At 35.6% G+C, this 22,305-nt stretch carries 17 protein-coding genes, 1 tRNA gene, 2 pseudogenes and 1 riboswitch; of the genes and pseudogenes, 9 read left to right on the top strand and 11 right to left on the bottom strand.

The window, feature by feature from the left end; genetic code table 11:
- Window positions 1–144: 144 nt before the first annotated feature.
- On the top strand, window positions 145–1,530 hold the full coding sequence (locus FA727_RS01910; protein WP_194138496.1) for a DJ-1/PfpI family protein: 1,386 nt from the start codon (window positions 145–147) through the stop codon (window positions 1,528–1,530).
- Window positions 1,531–2,109: 579 nt separating this feature from the next.
- On the opposite strand, the gene FA727_RS01905 is transcribed toward FA727_RS01910, so the two are convergent.
- From FA727_RS01905 to FA727_RS01880, 6 genes are all read right to left on the bottom strand, one after another.
- A complete protein-coding gene (locus FA727_RS01905) occupies window positions 2,110–3,282 on the bottom strand; it encodes an ABC transporter permease (protein WP_136829040.1) in 1,173 nt (390 codons plus the stop codon).
- Window positions 3,282–3,965 carry an ABC transporter ATP-binding protein gene (locus FA727_RS01900; RefSeq protein ID WP_136829039.1) on the bottom strand — a complete coding sequence of 228 codons (684 nt, stop codon included), beginning with the start codon at window positions 3,963–3,965 and terminating at the stop codon, window positions 3,282–3,284. The genes FA727_RS01905 and FA727_RS01900 overlap by 1 nt, the downstream gene beginning before the upstream one ends.
- Window positions 3,965–4,843 (bottom strand): efflux RND transporter periplasmic adaptor subunit, encoded by an 879-nt coding sequence (locus FA727_RS01895; protein ID WP_136829038.1) that lies wholly within the window; start codon window positions 4,841–4,843, stop codon window positions 3,965–3,967. The genes FA727_RS01900 and FA727_RS01895 overlap by 1 nt, the downstream gene beginning before the upstream one ends.
- An 855-nt stretch (window positions 4,844–5,698) precedes the next feature.
- Window positions 5,699–6,349 carry a response regulator transcription factor gene (locus FA727_RS01890; protein ID WP_136829037.1) on the bottom strand — a complete coding sequence of 217 codons (651 nt, stop codon included), beginning with the start codon at window positions 6,347–6,349 and terminating at the stop codon, window positions 5,699–5,701.
- Window positions 6,346–7,830, bottom strand: coding sequence for a PAS domain-containing sensor histidine kinase (locus FA727_RS01885; protein ID WP_246041660.1), 1,485 nt, complete (start codon window positions 7,828–7,830; stop codon window positions 6,346–6,348). Before FA727_RS01885 ends, FA727_RS01890 begins: the two co-directional genes overlap by 4 nt.
- A gap of 585 nt (window positions 7,831–8,415) precedes the next feature.
- A complete protein-coding gene (locus tag FA727_RS01880; RefSeq protein ID WP_136830992.1) occupies window positions 8,416–9,897 on the bottom strand; it encodes a PAS domain-containing sensor histidine kinase in 1,482 nt (493 codons plus the stop codon).
- A gap of 163 nt (window positions 9,898–10,060) precedes the next feature.
- On the opposite strand from FA727_RS01880, the pseudogene FA727_RS01875 reads away from it, so the two are divergent.
- Window positions 10,061–10,783 (top strand): annotated as a pseudogene (locus FA727_RS01875) (transposase); the annotation flags it as partial.
- A gap of 272 nt (window positions 10,784–11,055) precedes the next feature.
- Here the strand turns inward: FA727_RS01875 and FA727_RS01870 are convergent.
- Window positions 11,056–11,128, bottom strand: a tRNA-Val gene (locus FA727_RS01870).
- 153 nt (window positions 11,129–11,281) lie between these two features.
- Between FA727_RS01870 and FA727_RS01865 the strand changes: the two genes are divergently transcribed.
- Together FA727_RS01865 and FA727_RS01860 are read left to right on the top strand one after the other, a co-directional pair.
- Window positions 11,282–11,500, top strand: a complete 219-nt coding sequence (locus FA727_RS01865; RefSeq protein WP_136829035.1) for a WYL domain-containing protein — start codon at window positions 11,282–11,284, stop codon at window positions 11,498–11,500.
- 117 nt (window positions 11,501–11,617) lie between these two features.
- A riboswitch (cyclic di-AMP (ydaO/yuaA leader) is annotated at window positions 11,618–11,763 on the top strand.
- Window positions 11,764–11,891: 128 nt separating this feature from the next.
- Window positions 11,892–13,151 carry a cation:dicarboxylate symporter family transporter gene (locus FA727_RS01860; protein WP_136829034.1) on the top strand — a complete coding sequence of 420 codons (1,260 nt, stop codon included), beginning with the start codon at window positions 11,892–11,894 and terminating at the stop codon, window positions 13,149–13,151.
- A 44-nt stretch (window positions 13,152–13,195) separates the two neighbouring features.
- On the opposite strand, the gene FA727_RS01855 is transcribed toward FA727_RS01860, so the two are convergent.
- From FA727_RS01855 to FA727_RS01845, 3 genes are all read right to left on the bottom strand, one after another.
- On the bottom strand, window positions 13,196–15,163 hold the full coding sequence (locus tag FA727_RS01855) for a TRAP transporter permease (protein ID WP_136829033.1): 1,968 nt from the start codon (window positions 15,161–15,163) through the stop codon (window positions 13,196–13,198).
- Window positions 15,153–15,674: a DUF1850 domain-containing protein gene (locus FA727_RS01850; protein ID WP_246041659.1), complete on the bottom strand. Its 522-nt coding sequence runs from the start codon at window positions 15,672–15,674 to the stop codon at window positions 15,153–15,155. The genes FA727_RS01855 and FA727_RS01850 overlap by 11 nt, the downstream gene beginning before the upstream one ends.
- Window positions 15,675–15,795: 121 nt before the next feature.
- Window positions 15,796–16,785: a TAXI family TRAP transporter solute-binding subunit gene (locus FA727_RS01845; protein ID WP_136829032.1), complete on the bottom strand. Its 990-nt coding sequence runs from the start codon at window positions 16,783–16,785 to the stop codon at window positions 15,796–15,798.
- 234 nt (window positions 16,786–17,019) lie between these two features.
- On the opposite strand from FA727_RS01845, the gene FA727_RS01840 reads away from it, so the two are divergent.
- The 4 genes from FA727_RS01840 to FA727_RS01825 all read left to right on the top strand — a co-directional run bounded on the left by FA727_RS01840 (window position 17,020) and on the right by FA727_RS01825 (window position 19,572).
- Window positions 17,020–17,745: an alpha/beta hydrolase gene (locus FA727_RS01840; RefSeq protein ID WP_438646618.1), complete on the top strand. Its 726-nt coding sequence runs from the start codon at window positions 17,020–17,022 to the stop codon at window positions 17,743–17,745.
- A gap of 68 nt (window positions 17,746–17,813) precedes the next feature.
- Window positions 17,814–18,326, top strand: a complete 513-nt coding sequence (locus FA727_RS01835) for a YjcG family protein (RefSeq protein ID WP_136829030.1) — start codon at window positions 17,814–17,816, stop codon at window positions 18,324–18,326.
- Window positions 18,327–18,332: 6 nt separating this feature from the next.
- On the top strand, window positions 18,333–18,755 hold the full coding sequence (locus FA727_RS01830) for a GNAT family N-acetyltransferase (RefSeq protein WP_136829029.1): 423 nt from the start codon (window positions 18,333–18,335) through the stop codon (window positions 18,753–18,755).
- Between the two features lie 142 nt (window positions 18,756–18,897).
- The gene (locus tag FA727_RS01825) at window positions 18,898–19,572 is read left to right on the top strand and encodes a DUF421 domain-containing protein (protein WP_246041657.1); all 675 of its coding nucleotides are present in this window, start codon (window positions 18,898–18,900) and stop codon (window positions 19,570–19,572) included.
- An 8-nt stretch (window positions 19,573–19,580) separates the two neighbouring features.
- Here the strand turns inward: FA727_RS01825 and FA727_RS01820 are convergent, their stop codons facing one another.
- Window positions 19,581–19,856: a hypothetical protein gene (locus FA727_RS01820; protein ID WP_136829028.1), complete on the bottom strand. Its 276-nt coding sequence runs from the start codon at window positions 19,854–19,856 to the stop codon at window positions 19,581–19,583.
- Between the two features lie 118 nt (window positions 19,857–19,974).
- Between FA727_RS01820 and FA727_RS01815 the strand changes: the two are divergent.
- Window positions 19,975–22,250 (top strand): annotated as a pseudogene (locus FA727_RS01815) (UvrD-helicase domain-containing protein).
- The last annotated feature ends 55 nt before the right edge of the window (window positions 22,251–22,305 follow it).

The following is a 22,305-nucleotide window of genomic DNA, read 5'->3' as shown; positions in this document are numbered from 1 at the left end:
CCATCCATTACTTCTTTCCTTATAATATGAGATCTTTATCAAAAATTTTGCGGATGCCATCATAAAATATGCGGTTAATTCTTTATTTTAAAAATATATAATAAAAAATATTTATCAGTAAAATAATTTTGGAAGGAGATTATAATGATTAAGTTACTATTGCGGATTGTTTTATATTTAACTGTTTTTACTATTTTTGTGGGAGGAATCGGGTGGATAGGATATACAAAATCTCAATCTAATTTTCTCTTGTCCTATCGAGATACTCCCATTCCTTTAATTAAAGAACTTAAAAAGCCACAGTATGACCCGAAAAAACCTACTGTTGCAGTATTATTGGGGGATCGTATGACAGAGGCCTTTGATTTTCTTGGGCCGTATGAAGTTTTTGCTATGACGAATTCTTATAATGTATTTGCCGTTGCCCCAGATAACAAAGTTAAATCTTTAACTGGAGGATTGGACATTGTTCCCCACTACTCTTTTAGAGAATTAAAAGATCTTCTTGGTCATAGTCCGGATATCATTGTAGTACCTAATATAAGAATTGTAGATAAGAAGAGTTACGAACCTGTAAGAAAATGGATTCAAGAAAATTACACTAACAATAATACCATTTTAAGTATTTGTAGTGGATCTAGAAATCTTGCTGATGCGGGACTTTTAGATGGAAAAGAGGCTGCTGCTCACTGGTCAAACATTGGCCAACGAATAAAAGATTACCCAAGTACTAAATGGAAAAGAGATCAGAGATATGTAAAAGATGGCAACATAATATCCTCTGCTGGTTTGTCCTCAGGTATTGATGCATCTCTATACGTTATTTCTCAAAATTTAGGTAATTCAGTATCCCAAAAGGTTGCAAAGCTGTTGAATTATCCAAATTACAGTTTTGTAAATAACCCCAAAATTACCCCTTATTATTTTGGCGCTGAGGATAGTGTTTTTCCCTTGAATCAAGCATTTCAATGGAATAAATATAAAACAGGGGTTTTATTATATAATAATATGGGAATAGGAGAAGTCGCTTCCATTATAGATATTTTTGGGAATATTGGTTCAGATAAGATTTTTACCATTTCAAATTCAGAACAGCCGATCGTAACAAAATATGGACTCAACCTGTTGGCTAGATATTCAATGAATAATGCACCTCGTTTGGATAGGTTGATGCTTGCTGGGTCTGAGGCAAAGTCGATTGCCTCAAATGAGATAGAAATATGGGAAGATATCGGAAATATAAATGAATTAATATTCATGCATAGCGGATCCGCAAACAGATATGTATATGAAGCCCCATTTGAATATCTGGCAAAGCAAGAAGGTATCCAAACCGCTAAATATGCCATTAAACGATTTGAGTATCGTGGGAACAATTTAAAACTAGAAGGGAAATCATTATCAATTGAAATCTATGGAAATCTTTTCCTCATTTGTATTATTTCGTTGATTATTTCATTAATAATAGATAAGAGTTTATTTAGAAATAAGAATTTAGTTCGTAAATCTAAACAAAAGCAATCTATGTAAAACTAACTACTAATTTTTTTCTAAAGTGATATGGTCAACTATAAATGATTGAAATAAAAAAATAATTATGGTATTTATATAACCCGATGAAAGGATCCAATTAATAACATACCTTTTATCGGGTTTTTCCTTTACATACTGTTTATTTTAAAAGCAGTTCATTCTAATGCTGCGATTATTTAATTTTCTATGGGATATGAATTCGGTACGAACGGGGTCATACAAATATTGACGGAAAAAAATGTAAAGGGAAAGAGTCGTATATGAAACGGAAGTTAAAGAAATTCAGTCTAAAATTAGCAGGAATCTGATATCTTTTTTTATCAGAATTATAGATAAAATTAAGGCTGCTACGCAGCCTTAATTCTGATAATAAAACATTAATAAAGTGGTTTAGTCTACTTAGTTTAGTACCATGAATGTTCCAATACTACTCATGGGAAAGATTATTTTTATACAAGCAATCTTAGACATAATTTCCAAGCAATTTCGTAATTAGTGTAAAAAATAAGCTATCAATTTCAACTTGCTGGACATATTTTGAATAGACAAACACTTATTTACACCAAATATTTTCTACTAAACGCTTCTCAATGCATCAATAGGATTCAAATTAGAAGCCTTCTTCGCAGGTGCAATACCAAAAATAATTCCAATTGCTGCCGAAAACCCAAGAGCCAACAAAACAGTTGAAGTTGTAAGAGTAAAAGTTGCACCAATAAACGTACAAACAATAAATGCAATCAATACTCCAAATAACAATCCAATTATTCCACCAATAAGTGATAGAAATACTGCTTCCATTAAAAACTGTTGTTGGATCCGCTTAGGTTCAGCTCCAAGCGCCTTTCTTAAACCAATTTCTGCTGTTCTTTCTGTTACTGAAACGAGCATCATGTTCATAATACCAATTCCTCCGACGAAGAGAGAAATAGAAGCAATTCCTCCAAGCATCATCGATAACATATTTGTTATTTTGTTGATCGAAGAAAGCATATCCTCCATATTCATCACTGAAAACCCTTCTTTTTTTCCGTTAAAAGCTTCATATAATACTGATTCAATATCCTCTGTTATTTTTTCAGCTTGCTTGGAATTCTTCATATATACATCAACACTTGATATAAACCCGGTCCCTAGTAAGCTCATGGATGACGTATATGGAACAATCACTGAGTCATTCATTGATGTACTTGAAAAATTGCTAGATTCATTTAGAGTGCCTATAACAGTGGAGGAAACTCCGCCAATAATCAGCTTTTTACCGATTGGATCTTCTCCAAAAAACAGTTCCCTTGCAATGTTGGATCCTATTAAGCAAACCATATTCTCACTTTCAATATCTAAAATGTTAATACCTCTACCCTCTTCTATAATGTTATTATTCTTGGTAAAGTAAACATCATTTTTCCCTTGAACTACTATATTTGTTTTTTCGATACCCGAACCCACAATAGTTGTATTACCAGTGAGGGTCGGGGAAAGTCCAGCAACACTTTCAATACTCTTTAGTTTTTCAATATCACTATTAGTAAGTCCCTGCTTTAATGGAGTTCCTGTTACCTGAACTGTTATTTTGTCTGCACCGAATGAAGCAAACTCACTCGTCATATCGTTCATTGAACTTTTACCGATTGTGATAAGGGCAATTATAGAACTTACACCAATTACAATTCCTAGGATGGTTAGAGCGGACCTCATTTTATTGTGGATTACATTCATCCAGGACATTCGTATATTTTCCTTAACCATCACGCTCTCTCCTCTCTAAGCTGACCATCAAGAATATGAACAATTCTTCTTGCATTTGTAGCAATTTCTTTATCATGAGTAATCATTATGATTGTTTTTCCTTCCTCATTTATTTCATGAAAAAGATTCATAATCTGTTGACCTGTTTTTTGATCTAATGCTCCTGTTGGCTCATCTGCCAGTAAAATGGTGGGTGTTGTAACCATTGCTCTTGCAATTGCAACTCTTTGTTGTTGACCACCTGAAAGCTGATTGGGGCGATTTTGCAATTTATCTTCAAGTCCTACTCTAACAAGCATTTCAATCGCTCTTTTTCGTCTTTCTTTTTCACTCACTCCGGAGTAAACAAGTGGAAGTTCCACATTTTGCAGTGCATTTAATCGTGGCAGAAGTTGAAATTGCTGAAACACAAATCCAATTTCTTTGTTTCTAATCGCTGCTAACTGCTTATCATCTAGTTCATTAACTTTTTGATTCGATAAAGTATAGTCACCACTTGATGGAGAATCAAGACATCCAATAATATTCATGAGAGTTGTTTTCCCCGAACCTGACGGCCCTAGAATCGCAACAAAATCCCCCCTATTCACGGTAAGGTCAATATAATTCAATACTATTTGTTCTTGAACTCCCATGTAGTAAGCTTTTTTGATCTGATTCATCTTGAGAATGCGATCCCTCATTATTTTTCTCCTCCACCGTGCATCATTTCAGCGCCACTGTCCTGATTAAATGTTTTCGGGATCATTACTTTATCTCCTATACTAATACCATTATTAATTTCTATTGTTGTCCCATCATTAATGCCAGCTTGAACATATTTTTTGATTGGCTCTCCTTTTTCTGAAACTTTCAATACATAAGGCTTATTTTTACTATCGAATTGTATAGCTTTCAATGATACAGTCGGGACTCCTTTTACATCATCTTTCAAAATTCTAGTCTCTGCACTCATTCCCACCCTAATCTTTTCATCTTTGTTGATATCAATCATCGCTGTAAAATAGGATATTCCATTTTCATTTGTAGCCTCCTTAGAGATAGCATAGACTTTACCCTTTATTTCTTTTTCAAGGGCGTTTATTGTTACATTTACCTCTTGATCCACCGCTACATATTTTAAGTCATACTCATCAACCTTTACGCTTACGTGTAAATCGCTATAGTTAACTATGTCTATCAACTGTGACCCCTTGAGCGCATGACTATTGCTCTTAATATTAACTTTAGATACTTCTCCATCAATTTCCGCTCTTGTTTTCTCTCCATCGGAGTTGATAAACAAAACATCATCTTTTTTTACTTGATCTCCGACTCTTACTAAAACTTCTTCAATATGCATTTCTTTTGTACTAATAACGTTCTGTCTGCTTTTTGCATCTACTGACCCTGAAAAACTGTAATAGGTCGTTATGTCCCCTTTCTCGACATTTTCTTCCTCGTAATCTCCATAATCATTTTGTGGAAATAATAACGACGTGACCAAAAATATTATTAGTAATCCCACAATAGAAAAAATAACAACTTTCTTTTTACTTTTCTTATTTTGTTTAATATCCATTTCCTTACCTCCAAAATTATATTAATTTTACATTCCAGTACTTCTTCACACGCTGAAAATTAAAAACTATTCAATTTAGCTAAACCTTTAATCTGGTATTGCTGATATAGGTTGAAGTTGTTTTTCTTTTCCGTTTCATTTATTAAATTTTTCCACGAGTGTAGATAAATTTAAGCAATTCGACAACTTCAATAATTTGTTGTTTTTCATAATCTACTTCCTCTTGTTAGCAGCAGATTCTCCCTTTCAATGAAATTGACTTTTTTGTAGAAAAGCTCAATTATGATAACTCCAACCTTTGTATCACCCCAAGTTAATAAATCATTACTTCAACCCCCACTTTGTATTTCGTTTTATAAGATCAATTTGAAACTTATGAGCATTTTCATTGTACTGATTTTATGCAGTTATAAAAACGCAGACTTTTTGAATGCCCCCGAAATATTTTAGTGGTGGTACCGCAAGTATTTGTAATTTTATTTCTAAAAATATTTACTTTTAACTTTAAAGTAACAGAAAAAAGCAGCCTCATTCAGTTATTGCACTGAGGCTACTTAATTTCATAATCACTAATCATCGGAATAATTAGAAAAAATAAGTGAATTTTATGGTATCGACAAATGGATTTGGTCAACGTTTGTTTGAACTAATCGAGTGGAGCAAAGCTTACTTCTGCCTGTCAAAAATCAAATCGTACCCCAGTATAAATGTTGAAAGTTTCTTAAAAAGACAAGACCTTGCTAAAGTCTTGTCCTCTCTATCAATCCCAAATCTTTCCTCTTTGAAATTCTATAATATTAAATTATTGATATTCATTTAAAGTTTTCGAAAATAGCCTAAGTTTATAGAAAATCATTATTTAAGCTCTTCCTCAGGGATCAACCCTAGCTGTTTTGCTTTTGAAATAGTATCTACCCTAGTTCTTACTCCAAACTTTTGGTATAGCCCGGTTAAATTATATTCTAATGATCTTTGGCTCATTGATAAGGTCACAGCAATTTCTCTGGTACTTTTCCCTTTGCTTAGCTCCTTTAGGATCTCTTCTTCCATTGTTGTCAAAATAACTTTTCCATTTGAACAGGAACCATCTGCAATAATTCCTGGCCTCCTTAACTCCCTAACCAACGATAGAGGTAGGACAACTTGCTTTCTTAAAGCACATCTAATCCCCGCTACCAGTTCATCCCTAGATGAGGTTTTTGACAAAAATCCTGACACTCCCGTTTCAACCAGTAAATTAAAATGTGGTTTTATATCAAAACCTGTATAAATTAATATTATTAGGTCCGGGTTATATGCTAATGCTTGCTTTGAGAGTTCAAGACCATTCAAATGTGGCATATACAAATCAAATAGCAAGACATCATAATGGTTTAGCATTATTTGATTCATTGCATTCAATGAACTGTTTTCCACAGTAATTTCAAAATCAGTCTCCTGTTCTAAAATCAACTTTGTTCCTTCAATGATGGATAAGTGGTCATCAACAATCAATATCTTAGTCATAATAAACCCCTTTTATCATTTATTGGTAGCTCGATAAATACCTTTAATCCGTTTCCTGGCTTTGAAAAAAGTTCAATTTTTCCTCCCAGACTTTGAACCCTTTGGGTAATACCTGTTAACCCCATACTATTGAAGGAAGGATTAAGTTTAACCGTATCCAATCCAATTCCATCATCCGTATACTCCATTTTAAGTTGAAAGTCATTACAGTGAATATTAAAGTTTAATACCGAAGCCCTTGAATGATTTTCAGCATTGTTTAGCAATTCTTGAACAATTCGATAGATTCCTATCGTTTGTTCCTCATTAAAATTAAGGAAAGATGTATTTTCTGCAGTAAAATTAATTTTAAATGTTGACGTAACTTGAATATGTTCAAACAAGTTTTCCAATGCTCTTTCGAGTCCAAGTTCTCTAAGTAAAGGAGGCCGCAACTCATTACATGTCACACGGATCTTGTGTATGATGTCAAGCAATCCTTGTTCAATCTCCTTAAGCTTGGCTTTACTATCCTTTTCGATTTCATATTTATTTAACAGTGATTCTAATCTTCTATATAAATCAATTTGATCCTGTAGAACCGTGTCATGTAAATCACTTGATAGAGTCATACGTTGCTGTTCCTGTAGGTTAAACAAAAGTCGTAGCACCCATTGTGGTGTTTCCCAATTTTGCATAGTCTCCTCTAATTGCATAATTAAATTCTCGATAACATGTAAGTTTTCAAAAACCATCATCGTATACTGTGAAAAGGTTTCCAGCCAAATTGACTCCATTTTTTCATGAACTGCACCTGCATTTAGTGAAAGGATGTATACCTTCCTCTTTAGTTCTCCAATTTTAATGAATGTCTTTTTTTTTATAGTCTCTATTTTCCCAACTTTTAGGTTGGCAAATTCAGGCGGTAGTTCATTTGAAACATTGCTAAAGTCTTTTAGGTCAAACGATAAGAGGTTTGGCTCGGATCCTGGCAAAATTGTTTCCAACTCTTTAATCAATCTATCTTCAAGATCAGCTAGTTTCATAACTAAAGATAAATCTCCAGAAAAATTTTTCAAACTTTCTTGCAGAACTTGATACCGATTTTTACGACTTTCAAGCTCAATTTCCATTAATTTTCTTTCAGTGTTATCCCTGACAGAAACAACCTGAAGATAATTCTCCGTATCAGGAAGAGGTGTTGTCTTACATTCGAAGTGCCTTATTTCACCACCTTTAGTAATAATTCGGTATTCAGTTGAATTCTTTTTCTGACTATCGAGGAGATTTTTATGCCTTTGCAGCATGTATTCTTTATCATCAGGATGAAGCATTAGAAATAAATCCCTATCTAGCAATTCTTCAGGATTATAGCCAGTTGTCTTGTAACAGCTTGGAGTTGCATATACAAGATGACGATTTTTATCTACAATGAAAAGCATATCTACTGTATTGTTTAGGATTGTATCAAAAAGATATTTGTACGAATCTTTATTTTCCAATTTATTACACATCCTTCCGATTTAAGAATTACACTTATATATTTTTAGTTTACATGAATATATGGAGAGAAAACCGAAAAAATCTTGCGTGTTAGCGTATTTCTCTTGCGGAAACGTCATTTGATTTTCCTAAGGTTGGCATAGTCTTATTCCCCTTACATATGTATATTTTCCTCTAGATTCTTATCTTTTTTTCATTTCTAACTATCAGAAATACAATTAAAAAATAGCCAACATTTAAGTTGAATATTTTTTAATTGTACTATTTGGGCTAGGTATTTCCTTCTTATAAAAATTAGTGGATGGAGCTTTGCAAGACAAAACATGTATCTTTCTAATTAAACATCTGAATAAATACTTGATATTTATTGGTTATTCTTATTATTATTCTTTAACTTCAATAACAAACGGGAACGCTCTTACCTTTCCATTTTGTTGAAAAAAACCGCCAATGGGTCATGAATAAAACAGCCCCAAAGGTGGTTTTTTACTTTTTTGTAGTAATTCAGCATACATTTTCATGAGGAAATATATTCATAAATATTAAGTAATGAGTCCTATATACTGATAATTATACTAACCATTTTATACACTAATGGGAATCTGCATCCTTACTTGTAGTCCCCTTCCAAGTCGAGAGATAATATCTATGTTTCCGTTAAGACTTAGTATCCTCTCTCTCATTCCTGAAAGTCCCATATTAGTAAATGACGGCGTCAATTTCTCAACATCAAAGCCTCTCCCGTCGTCATAGTATTCAAGATTTAACTTATCATCTATTAATGTTATGTTGAAGAAAAGTTTAGTAGCATAAGAATGTTTGCCGGCATTATTAAGTAACTCCTGTACAATACGGTAAATAGCAATTGTTTTCTCTTCATCTAATATAAGATCATTTAATTCTGACTTAAACATTATTTTAAAAGTTGATGATAAATGAGTTTCTTCAAATAAATTTTTAAGAGTTCTTTCAAGTCCTATTTCCCTAAGCATTGGTGGACGAAGTTCATTACATGTCATCTTGACCTGGTGAATTGTATCCAACAACCCCTGTAATATCCCATTGAGTTGATCGTAAACCTCTCTATCAAAGTCCTCTTCTAAAAGTAGCTCTTTCAATAAATTGTATAATTCGATTTGATCATTTAGGACAGAGTCATGCAATTCACTGGATAATTCCAATCTTTGCCTTTCCGATAGGTTAAACAATAGCCTTGATATCCACTGAGGCTTTTCTTTCCTTTGAATAGCTGTTTCAAGTTGCATTAAAAGGTTATCAATTACATTTATTCTCTCAAATACCATAATGGTATAGTAAACCAAAGTTTTAAGCCATATCGTATCCATGGATTCATTAATTGCCGAAGCTTTTAACGTAAGAATGTAAATTTGCTCTCTACGGTTACCAATCAAAATAAGAATCTTCCCATTATCAAAATGTAACTTTCCAACTTTTAATTGTAGTAAGTTGGCTTGCAATTCCGAGTATAATTCTTTTCGGCTTTCACTATCATAAACTAGAATTTCTGGATTAGATTCTGAAATTACTACATTTAATTCTTTTACCACCCTGTTTTCAAGTTCTGATAACCTCGTTACAGTTGATAAATCCTTAGAGAAAACTTTTAAACTATATTGTAATTCTTGGTACCGATTTTTTCTTTTCTGGAGCTCGTTTTCGATTTTTTTTCGAACTGTAATATCACGAATTGTTACGACAACAAGATTTTCTGGATTATTAGGAATAACCGTAACCTGAGATTCTAAATATTTTACATCACCATTACTATGGAACACTCGATATTCATCGTGCGCTGGTTTTTGAGTTCTTAATACTTCCCTATGTGATGCAATAAGTCGATTCCTGTCTTCAGGGTAAAGAATCTCAAACGCATTCCTTCCAATTATATCCTCGTAACTGTATCCTAAAATATCTTCAAAAGAAGGCGTAGCATATTGAACAATCTGATTCTGGTCAACAATTAAAAGAATATCCAACATATGATTCGTAATAGTTTCAAATTCCCAATTAAAATGGCCAGTTGTACCCACATTTCCACCACCCATTTGGATAATAATCTTCAATATCATTTTACACTATCTACCAAATATGTGAATGAAAATGATTTAATTACCAAAATAAACGGAGTCTTAATTATCTAGTTAGAATTTTTCCATACCCAGACATATAAAATTGATTGTTCCTATACAAAGGAACAATCAATTGACTATTTTAACAAGAAAATCAGATTTGTTTCTAAACATTGCCCAACTATTCCCACACCCTGACTTTCTAATTGGGCACTCAAAAACAGTTATACGAAACAAAATTATTGCGAATACCAATAAAAATATTTCTAAGAACAGGGCTGAAAAGAAAGCACAGGAACTACTACTAGCTGCGGAACAATCCTATCCAGCTGTTTCATCAGATGATGTTCTTTGTGAACAAGTAAGAATCTACTCCAAACGTTTTCAAGAGCTTTTAAATGAAAAAGACCAGTGTTCTGAAAAAATGATTAAGATCGCTGAACAAAGAGTAGAGTATAAGATCCTCCTAAGCTTTCCGGGTATAGGCCCAAATACAGCTGTAAGGCTAATGGCTGAGATTGGAGATATATTCAGATTTAGCAATAATAAACAACTCAATGCATTCGCAGGTATTGATATAAGACGTTTTCAATCTGGCAAGTCGTTCTATAAAGACAAGATTAACAAGCGTGGAAATAAGCAATTACGTAAGCTACTGTTTATTATCATTCAAATTATGATTAAGCTACGTCGATACGGGAGTAACCACATTGTTGATTATTATGACAAATTAAAAACGCAACCCTATAACAAATGTCATAAAGTTGCGTCCATCGCTTGTGTGAATAAACTACGTAAGAGCATCTTTCATTTAATCACACACGGTATAAGCTATGATTACCGGCTAGCCACCTCATCATAGTTATATCTCAAATTCTAACATATATTTAAGCCTATTCAAAAAATGATTATAGATTAGGCTTATTTGTCGTTTCTTTCTTTTATCCTCCAACAGAACAATGAATCTCATCAAGAAGAAATATAAAAAAATACTTGACTAGACGTAAGAAGACCACTTCCTTCTCATTTTTTAAGAAGGTAAGTGGTCTTAATTGTTAGAAAAGTGTCTACCCTCGACCCTTTTCCAACTCAGTTTGCAAGAACCTTGCTAAACCATTGATACAACTGCATTGATGACCTGTGAGGGACTTGAACCCCCGACCCCCACCCTGTCAAGGTGATGCTCTCCCAGCTGAGCTAACAGATCGTTTTATGAAGTATAGATATTATTATACTTGGACAGGTGGAAAAGTCAATAGAATTTTTAAAACCAAGCGAGAACAAAAGTTCGTATTTTTATTGTATAAAGAACTTACGTTCGGGTATAATAAGAATATGAATACGAAAGTGGTGATACTTCATGGATAGGCTGCTTTTAAAATCATTAAACGAACAAATACCAGTTGAGATGATTTACATCTCCTCTTCCAAACAAATTTCACAACGGAAAATCCTCGTGACTCATATTAATGATACAACCATTCGTGCTTATTGCTATTTACGAAAACAATCGAGGCTATTTAAAATTGAAAATATATTATCAGTTATGGCGATAAAACAATTTCGTGAACTAGGTTAATTACAAGGCTCAGAAGAAACATGACCAATGTTTCTTCTGAGCCTTTTTTCATATGTCATATGGGACTTCCAATAACTTTCATTTACTTTTATACTATTTTAAGATAATATCATTTTATGTCTTTTTTCGCTTAATCTTTTTCGAAAAGAGCGGGGGACCCGAACGTAGGCTTTAAATCTATTGGGGTGAATTCTAAGTCGAAAGGGCTCATGTTTCCAGTCCTAACCCGTCAGCTAACCCCGTCAGCGCCTTTAAGGGAACAGAACACTATATTTTTTCTGTACAACAGACACTTTAGGTGTCTATTTTTCATACAGAAAAGGGATGCTTGTTTCCCTTACCGAGACTTTTTATTTTCCACATAAAAATACAAAAAGGTAAGGAGATGTTTATGAAAAAAATTAGTTTAGCTACTCAAATATTTATCGGGCTTGTCCTCGGAATTATCGTCGGTGCCATCTTTTTTGGAAATCCAACAGCAGCCTCATACCTACAACCTATAGGCGATATCTTTCTCCGCTTAATTAAAATGATCGTTATTCCAATCGTCTTATCTAGTATTATTGTTGCTGTTGCTGGAGTTGGAGACTTTAAGCAATTGGGAAAAATCGGTGGTAAATCAATCCTTTATTTTGAGATTATTACGACCATCGCGATTATCGTTGGAATTGCATCAGCGAATATCTTCCATCCAGGTTCAGGTGTCGACAGGAGTCACCTACAACAAACAGATATTAATAGCTATGTTGAAACAGCTGAAACGCAAGAAACTAGCCATTCATCACTGATTCATACGATTGTTGAAATCGTACCGACTAATCCTATCGCTGCCATCGCAGAAGGAGATATGTTAGCGGTTATTTTCTTCTCGCTTATTCTTGGTTTAGGAATATCAGCGATCGGAGAGAAAGGAAAGCCAGTTCTTGCTTTCTTCCAAGGTGTAGCCGATGCGATGTTTTGGGCTACAAACCAAATTATGAAATTTGCTCCATTCGGAGTTTTCGCTTTAATTGGTGTTACCGTATCTAAGTTTGGACTTTCTTCCCTCGTTCCACTTGGAAAACTTGTCCTAACAGTATACGGTACGATGATTTTCTTCATTGTCGTTATCTTAGGACTTGTTGCCAAAATGGCGGGATATAGCATCTTTAAGTTAATCAAACTATTAAAAGACGAATTGATCTTGGCTTTCTCAACTGCAAGTTCTGAAACAGTTCTGCCAAAAATTATGGAGAAAGTTGAAAAAATCGGATGTCCGAAGCATATTGCATCTTTCGTTATTCCAACTGGTTATTCCTTTAACCTTGATGGTTCTACCTTGTATCAAGCCTTAGCAGCGATTTTCATTGCACAAATGTACGGAATTGATATGAGTATTGCAGATCAAATTTCTTTGATGCTCGTGTTAATGGTTACATCTAAAGGAATTGCTGGTGTGCCAGGAGTATCCTTTGTCGTATTACTTGCAACGTTAGGAACAGTTGGTTTGCCAATCGAAGGCTTAGCCTTTATCGCTGGTATTGACCGTATTCTTGATATGGGACGTACTGTCGTTAATGTTATTGGTAACTCACTTGCAGCGATTGTCATTTCAAAATGGGAAGGGCAATTCAATCCTAAAAAAGCAGAAGCCATTGAAAAAGCTTCCTAATATATAATGAAGAAAGTCAGGATCCATATGATCCTGACTTTCTTTTATTTAAGCTTTGCTACAACCGGCTTACCCATATCCTCTTTCTTATAAAGATATTGAAGAGCAATTAGTAATGCAAAAGCAACTAGGCCAACGATATCAGAAATCGTTTCAGGATAAATCAAGCAAATACCTCCGATAAATCCAATAATTCTTTCAAGCCAATTTAACTTCCTTAGCCAATAACCCACTGTAGCAGCCCCAATACACATCATACCCGCAAAAGCCGTAAAGACTACCCATATGACGTATGTCCAAGTTGTATCAATCATTAATATTTCTGGCGATAAGACAAAAATATACGGAATGATAAACGCCGCAATGGCTAGTTTAGAAGATTCGATTCCGGTCCGAATCGGTTCTCCACCAGAAACACCTGCTGCAGCAAAAGCTGCTAACGCCACAGGAGGCGTAATGTCAGCAATAATGCCGAAATAGAACACAAATAAGTGTGCAGATAAATCAGGTACACCTAATAAAATGATTGCTGGTGCAGCAATCGTAGACGTAATAACGTAATTTGCTGTCGTTGGTGAACCCATTCCAATAATTAATGATGTAATCATTGTTAAGAATAAGGTAGGAATCAAATATCCACCTGCTAAATCAAGAAGCCCGTTTGCCATTTTTAATCCTAAACCAGTTTTTGTAACAACTCCAACGATAATCCCTGCAGCAGCACAGGCAACAGCTACGCCCAGTGCAGAACGTGCACCATCCACAAGAGCATCAATAAAGTCCTTAACACCCATTCGTGTAGCTTTCTTAAACGCACTTACTACGACACAGACAACGATGGACCATAATGCAGCACGAGTGATACTCATACCAGACATCATTAAGAGAACAACCACAATAATCGGAATCAATAAATAGATATTTTTCAATACTTCTTTTTTATCAGGCATTTCTTCTTTCGTTAACCCTCGTAGACCAATTTTCTTTGCCTCAAAATGGGTCATAATCCAGATTCCTGCAAAATAGAGTACTGCCGGAATGGCTGCCGCTTTCGCAATATCCCAATAGGTGATGCCACCACCAATGAATTCGACCATTAAGAATGCAGCAGCTCCCATAATTGGCGGCATGATTTGTCCACCTGTAGAGGAAGCCGCCTCTACTGCTCCCGCGAATTCTTTCTTGTATCCTAGATTTTTCATCATCGGTATTGTGAATGCACCTGAAGTGACTACGTTCGCAACGGAGCTTCCACTAATCGTTCCTTGAAGAGCACTCGAGAAAACAGCTACCTTGGCTGGCCCTCCAATACTTCTACCTGCAACAACAATTGATAGGTCATTAAAGTACTCCCCTACTCCCGTTTTAATAAGGAAGGAACCAAAGAGCAAGAAGAGAAAAATATAGGTAGATGAAACTGCTAATGGTGTACCTAGAATCCCTTCAGTTGTATAAAACATCGTTTGCACAAGCCTGTCTAATTCAAGTCCACGATGCGCTAGGAACCCAGGCATATTCTGACCAAATAAGGCGTATACCATAAAAATAACAGCGATAATCGTGATTGGTAGGCCAACAGCACGTCTAGTAGCTTCTAAGACTAGTAAAATAGCAAGTAAGCCGATATAAAAATCAACTGTAGTCAATTGTCCGACTCTCATGACAAGTTCATCAATTTTAAGAGGCCAATAAGCACCAATCACGACTGACAAGCCCGCAAGGATCATGTCATACCATGCTACTTTGTGTTTATTTTTCCTCTTCTTTCGATTAGCAGGAAATAAAAGAAATACAAGTGCTAGGGCAAATCCTAAATGAATCGTACGCTGTAATTGGGCTGTCAGAACTCCAAAAATAGAAGTATAAAGCTGGAATAAAGAAAACGCTAAGAGACCAATAATCGTAACCCAGCGTAAGATTCCAGTTAGCTTTCGCGTCCCTGCTTCTGGATCATATTTTTCCATTAATTCTTGTTGTTGCTCCAGCGTCAAATATTCTTCTTTATTTATCAAGGATGTTCGCTCCTTTCAGTCGCTGTAAAAGATTTATTCTTTTGAATTTGATTCGTACCCATGTTCCTGGTTCAATATAGTTCGATAAGGGATATTCCCTATCTTCAAAGATAATCTTGTGATTCGCTCTTACCTTTCCAGTTCGGAGATCAAAATAAGGAAAAACTCGATTCATATTTTTTATGTAATAGATTCCATTCTTCTCCTCAAAAGTTTCTCCCTCCCCTGCCTCTGATGGCATGCCAATAGCAAAATCTTCAAATTGTAACTCAAATTGTTTAAGTTGTCCATCTGTACTGACTTGATAGCTTTCTACTACATCAGATAAATGAATGGAGTGAGTATATTTGATTTGAAAAGCTTGTTCTTTTTTTGAAGGGAGGTAGGCTAACACTTTTTCTGTGTTCTGATATTCGAAGACAAGCGCTTCCTTTATCGGCATGAATACTAATGTAGTTATACCAAAAATGAGGATGAAAAAAATGATGATTCCCTTTCTCCACTTCTTCACGTGAATCCCACCTATAATGGTGCCTCAAATCTCACCACTTAACGAAAGTTGACCGGCTTAAAAACCATTTCTTTGGTTCTATCGCCGGTCATATTTGCTAATATTAATTGAGGTTCAAAAATTAATATCCTTTTTCGTCGAAGTATTTTTGAGCTCCTGGATGAATGTCAATTCCAGCGCCTTCCTTAGCCTTCGCAGGATCAATTACTTTTGCCTTTGCATGCGTGACTTTATCTAGATTTTCAAAAATGGCCTTTGTAATTTCATACACAGCATCTTCTGAAAGATCGCTCGTTACAACAAGCATTGCCGAAACAGCAACCGTAGGAACTGATTCTGTTAAACCATAAGTACCTGAAGTAACCTCATCTTTGATGTAGTATGGATACTTTTCCATTAACGCATCAATTTTGTCTTGTTCTAATGGAACAATTACTACGTCTGTTGTTGCAGATAAACTCTCAACAGCACCAGCTGGTGTTCCAGCCGTAATGAATGCTGCATCAATTGTTCCATCTTGAATTCCTTCTGTAGACTCAGCAAAATCTAAGTCTTGCTTTTTGATATCATCTAATGTTAATCCATGGACTTCCAAAATTTGTTCAGCATTTAATGCCGTACCAGAACCTGGAGCACCAATGGATACTTTTTTACCTTTTAAATCTTCAACAGTCTTAATTCCTGATTTCGCAGTTGTTACAATTTGGATCGTTTCAGGATAAAGAGTTCCAATCGCTTGAACATTTTCTACTGCATTCCCTTCAAACATCGCTGTTCCTTCTTTTGCATAAGAAGCAATATCTGTTTGAGAGAAAGCAACCTCAGCATCCCCTGCTTTAAGAGTTGTCATGTTTTCAGCTGATGCTCCCGTTGTTTGAGCAGTTGCAGTGATTCCTGTTTCGTCCGTAATAATATCAGCAAACGAACCACCTAACGGATAATATGTACCACCAGTACCACCTGTTAGAATGCTGATGAATTCTGGTAATTCTGCAGAATCTCCTTCACCGCCAGTGCCCGCAGTTTCTTCATTTTTACTACCACAAGCTGCTAGGAACATCGATAGTGCTAATATCAGGATCGTTATCAAAAGAAAACCTTTTTTCTTCATTCCTTTTCCCCCTTTTTTAATTTTCATCGTTTTCTATTTTATCACAATATTATGTACATTTGTCAAATTAGCTTACAATACCAACTATACACAGAGTAATCCTTCGAAAATCACTCCTATTAAAAACTCTTTTGCTTAAGATTTTTTATGGCTTCAAAAATGTATTTCCCCTATTCCTATGATAAAATCTAGATTAACTATTACTATCCTGAGACACAGGAGGAATTTTCATTGATTGCGACTAAAGGTAAAATTACTGAACACTTTTTTGAAAGCAAGGAATTAAAAGAAACGATTCAGCTTCTTATCTATTTACCTGAATCATTTTCACCCTTATACAAATATTCTTTATTGATTGCCCAAGATGGTCGTGACTATTTTCAGCTTGGACGAATTGGCCGTGTCGCTGATGAGCTTATGAAAGATGGCGAAATTGAAAACCTTATCATAATTGGGATTCCATATAAGGACGTACAGGATCGTCGAAAAAAATATCACCCAGACGGGGAGCAAAACGCTGCTTATATTCGATTCTTAGCGAAGGAGCTTGTTCCATTTTTAGACGAGCAATTTCCAAGCTATCAAATGGGTATGGGACGTGCACTTATCGGGGATTCTCTAGGGGCAACAGTATCTCTAATGGCTGCCCTACAATTTCCACATACTTTTGGAAAAGTAATTCTACAGTCACCTTATGTGAATGACGAAATAATCGAAGCTGTTGTGGATTTCACTCAACCACATTTATTATCCTTGTACCATATTATTGGGAAAGAAGAGACTGAGGTAAAGACGACATCCAATATTATGGAGGATTTTTTAACACCAAACCGTGAACTAAATATTGTAATCGAAAGTAAGGCTTTCCCATACTTCTATGATGAATTTGAAGGAAACCATACTTGGACCTATTGGCAGCCGGATATCAAACGAGCTCTAAGAAGGATGTTTTCTATTTGAGAAGAAACTCTGAAAATTTGATATAATAATTACAATCGTTTACATACTATTAACTTGGGGGTTTTGCTATGAAATACGGAATTGTTATTTTTCCATCAAAAAGTCTGCAAGATAAAGCAAATTCTTATCGAAAAAGATACGACCCGCATTACGCACTCATTCCTCCACACATCACGCTCATTCATACATTTGAAGAAAGTGATGAACAAATCAAGGAAATAGCTGAAAAATTAAGAGAAGCAGCGAAACGATTTTCACCTTTTCAAATCAATGTCACAAAATTTAGTTCGTTTCAGCCTGTCAATAATGTGATTTATATGAAAGTCGAGCCTTCTCATGAAATCGTGGATCTTCATGAAGGTCTCAGTTATCTCTTAGCGAATCATCCACAAGAATATGCCTTCGTCCCTCACATCACGGTTGGGCAAAAACTATCAAACGACGAGCATTCTGATGTGTATAGTTCCTTAAGATTACAGCCGATTAATAACGAAGATACGGTCGATCGTTTCCACCTTCTCTATCAGCTTGAAAATGGCTCATGGACGGTATACGAAACATTTCGTCTAGGAAAGGAATAAAGAAAAGTGAAGCTTAAATTAGTTGCAGATGAACAAGAATTAAAAGAAGCATATCGCGTACGAAAAATCGTCTTCGTTGACGAACAAAAGGTTCCAGAGGAAGAAGAAATTGATCACCTTGAAGCAGAATCAACACACTTTATCTTATGGGATGATCATGACCCGATCGGTGCAGGCCGATTCCGCGTTGTCGAGGGCTATGGAAAAGTAGAAAGAATTTGCGTCTTACAAGAGAAACGCAAAGGCGGAGCAGGAAAAGTAATTATGGAAGGAATCGAGGAATATGCGAAGAGTCGTGGACTTAATAAATTGAAGCTCAACGCTCAAACTCATGCCATTCCTTTTTATAGCAAGTTAGGTTATGAAGTCATTTCTGAAGAATTTCTCGATGCTGGTATTCCACATAAGACTATGATAAAGGAAATTTAATATGTAAAAATGAGAGCTTCCGAATAAGGAGCTCTCATTTTTCATCTAATACGATAATTTCACGAAAAGTCCTTTTCATATTTTTACTAATTTTCCTCATACTACTAGAGAATAACTATTTTAGAGAACGAGGGAATTTACTGTGGAATTTGTTCAGATTTTTTTGGAACTTATTTTTGGCTATATTGCTCTATTTGTTTTAACGAAAGTGATGGGGAAAACACAAATCACTCAAATTACGCCTTTTGATTTCATTTCTGCGCTTATTTTAGGAGAATTAGTGGGCAATGCCGTTTATGATAAAGAAATCACAATTTCCAAAGTAATCTTTGCAGTCATCGTTTGGGGACTACTCATTTTTGTAACCGAGATTCTTACCCAGAAAAAAAAGGGTCTTCGGAAACTATTAGAGGGGGAACCTTCCATCGTTATCCGCAAAGGAAAAATCGATTACATAGTCTTAAAAAAAGCCCATCTTGATATTAATCAGCTCCAACATCTTCTGAGAGCAAAGGGGATATTCTCAATCCGTGAATGTCAATACGCTATTTTAGAAACAGATGGAGCGATTAGTGTGTTGAGAAAGTCAAGTTATTCTTCTCCCACACTACATGATTTGAACCTCCCCCTCTCCAATGTCACACTTCCGGTAACCTTAATTATGGATGGACAGGTTGAGCTCGATAATCTACAAATGATTGAATGGGACCAGGATAAATTATTTAACGAAATAAGAAAACATGGAGTTCACTCCGAAAAAGAAGTCCTATATGCAGAATGGAAAGAAGGAGAGCCGTTACACGTTCAAACGTACTAGATCTCTCCCTATATACATTCATTGATATATCTTCCCTTACCAGTTAATTCACTATATATTTCTTCCACTTTGCTCCGACTGCTCATTTTAGGCAGATCGGAGCTCTTTATATTGATTTGTTTCATCTGAACCATATCCTGCTCCCTTGCATGATTTAATTTAGCATTAGTAGCCGGCTTCGTTCGTCCAACTGGAATAATTTGAAAAGGGTCATAGCCATTACCTAGCTCTCGCTCTGCATACTGACTGTATTGAAAATTCGGGATTGGTGCGATGTAACCCATTTTTCTCCCTCCATATCCTTTAGGAAATATAAAACAAATTCAGACAGTGTCTTTAGATTATTTATATGATTTGATATGATAGAGTTTGCGTGATTTTGATTTAATTGAGGGGAATTTTATGAATACAGCTCTGTTTGATAAAAAAATGATTTACATAAACCAATTACATAGAGAGCATTATCAAATGATTCATGATGCAGGCAAAAAAGGAAAACTATTTTGTCCTGTTTGTGAAGAACCTGTTCGGTTTTATTTAGGGATTGAAAACGAGCCTCACTTCTTTCATCTGAGTAAGGGTGCCTCTTGTCGGGATCCAATACAGACAAATGAAGAGCAGGTTAGTGAAAAGACCGAATATGTGGAGCGAAATGGTTTTAAGATTCCTGTCTCCCGCTCTATTACTACAGTTGAGCAACGCACCGAATTTAAAAATCCCCAACCCGTTAAAAAGGTTCCGGTATTTACTGATTCCACTAAGAGCCAAGCAACAGTCACAAGTCCATATATAGAAGATTTACGAAAGCACCAATTTGCTTTAGATGCCAATCAATTGGAAGCGTTACTTCACACTGAGGGACCTCTTCTCGTCATCGCTGGTGCTGGCAGTGGTAAAACTCGAGTACTGACTGCTCGAACAGCCTATATGATTCACGAGAAAAAAATCGATCCTCAATCGATTATGCTTGTCACGTTTACAGCGAAAGCAGCAGCGGAAATGAAACACCGTCTACAAACATATCCAAAAATGGAGAACTACAATATCGGAAAGCTACTCGCAGGTACCTTCCATAGTATTTTTTATCGAATCTTATCATTCCATGATCGAAATCGATGGAGCTCGGACAAACTTTTAAAAAAAGAGTGGCAAAAGGAACAAATTATTAAGGATGGCGGAAGAGAATTAGAGCTAGATGAAAAAGAATTTGCTTACGATTTAGCCATTCAACAAATTGGTTTTTGAAAAAATTTTTGATCCTCCCTTCTCAGGTGCGGCCAGAATCTCCATGGGAGGAAAAGGTTGCATTTTTGTACAACCATTATGAGAAAAAGAAGGAAGAAAAAGCTCTCTTCGATTTTGATGATATGCTTGTTGGCTGCTATCACCTTTTCCAAGAGAATCCTAGTATTCTTGCAGCCTATCAAAATCGCTTTCAATACTTTCTTATTGATGAGTTCCAAGACATTAATAAAGTCCAGTATGAGTTAATTCGTTTGCTCTGTGCCTCAAAGAATATATGTGCAGTTGGCGATGATGATCAATCTATTTATTCATTTCGAGGAAGTGACCCGCATTACCTGCTAGAATTTGAGAAAGATTATCCAAATGCGAAGATTGTTGTACTCAATGAAAATTATCGTTCTACCCATGAAATTGTTGCGACTGCCAATGCGGTGATTAAGAAAAATAAAGAGCGTCGACCGAAGGAAATGAAAGCCCAATTTTCATCTCCGGCTGTACCAACTCTCTTCTATCCTTTTGATGAGGAAGAAGAAGCGACGATGATCATTCAAGACATTCAGGAAAAAATTGCAGCAGGATATGAGCCTCAGGATTTCGCCATTCTTTTTCGGACAAACACTGGGAGCCGGGCCGTCTTTGAGCGATTAGCCAATTCTAGTCTTCCATTTCGAATTGACCAGGATGCAGAACCTTTTTATGAAAGATTTATCGTCAAAGGAATGCTCTCCTTCCTTCGTCTGGCTTTAAACGAAGATGATCAGGACGCTATTCGCAATGTTCTCCCTGTATTGTTTGTGAAAAATAATGTACTTCAAGATTTAAAAGCCGACAGTATTCTCAAAGACTGTAGCATGTTGGAGTGCTTAAGCGAGGTTAAAACCGGATTTGCTTTTCAGGAGAGAAAATTAAAGAAACTTGTGTCTGTCATTCGTTCGATTCGTGGACTGACACCTCCTACCGCCATTGAAACAGTTGAAAAAGAGCTTGGTTACGGTGATTTTATTAAAAAAAAAGGAAACGAAGGAAACAAGCTGGATAAAGGCTCCGATGACGTGCGTGATCTAAAAGTCGCTGCCCGTGGCTTTCAAACCCTTCTTGATTTCTTAGAGCATGTTAATCATATGACTGCCATGAATAAAGAAATGAAGAATATAAGTAAGGGATTAGCGAATGCTATTACATTAAGCACGATCCATCGTTCCAAAGGATTAGAGTATAAAATTGTCTATATCATCAGTACGGTTGATGGTAGCTTTCCACATGACTATGCTCTCGACTCTTATCGAAACGGTGATGTGTCACCTCTTGAAGAAGAAAGACGCCTTCTCTATGTGGCCATTACACGAGCAATGGAACAACTATATATTTCGGTTCCAGATAAAAGGCGTGGAAAAAATGCTCATCCTTCGCGGTTTTTAGCACCAGTGAAGTGATAAATATGGCTGTCTTTACACTGGTGTTTATATCTTAGTTTTCATGAGAACAATC

Origin of the sequence: Robertmurraya kyonggiensis (genome assembly GCF_005116465.1) — a bacterium.
Lineage (GTDB): Bacteria > Bacillota > Bacilli > Bacillales > Cytobacillaceae > Robertmurraya > Robertmurraya kyonggiensis.
Note: the sequence above shows the minus strand (reverse complement) of the source record. Positions and strands in the feature narration are given on the sequence as shown.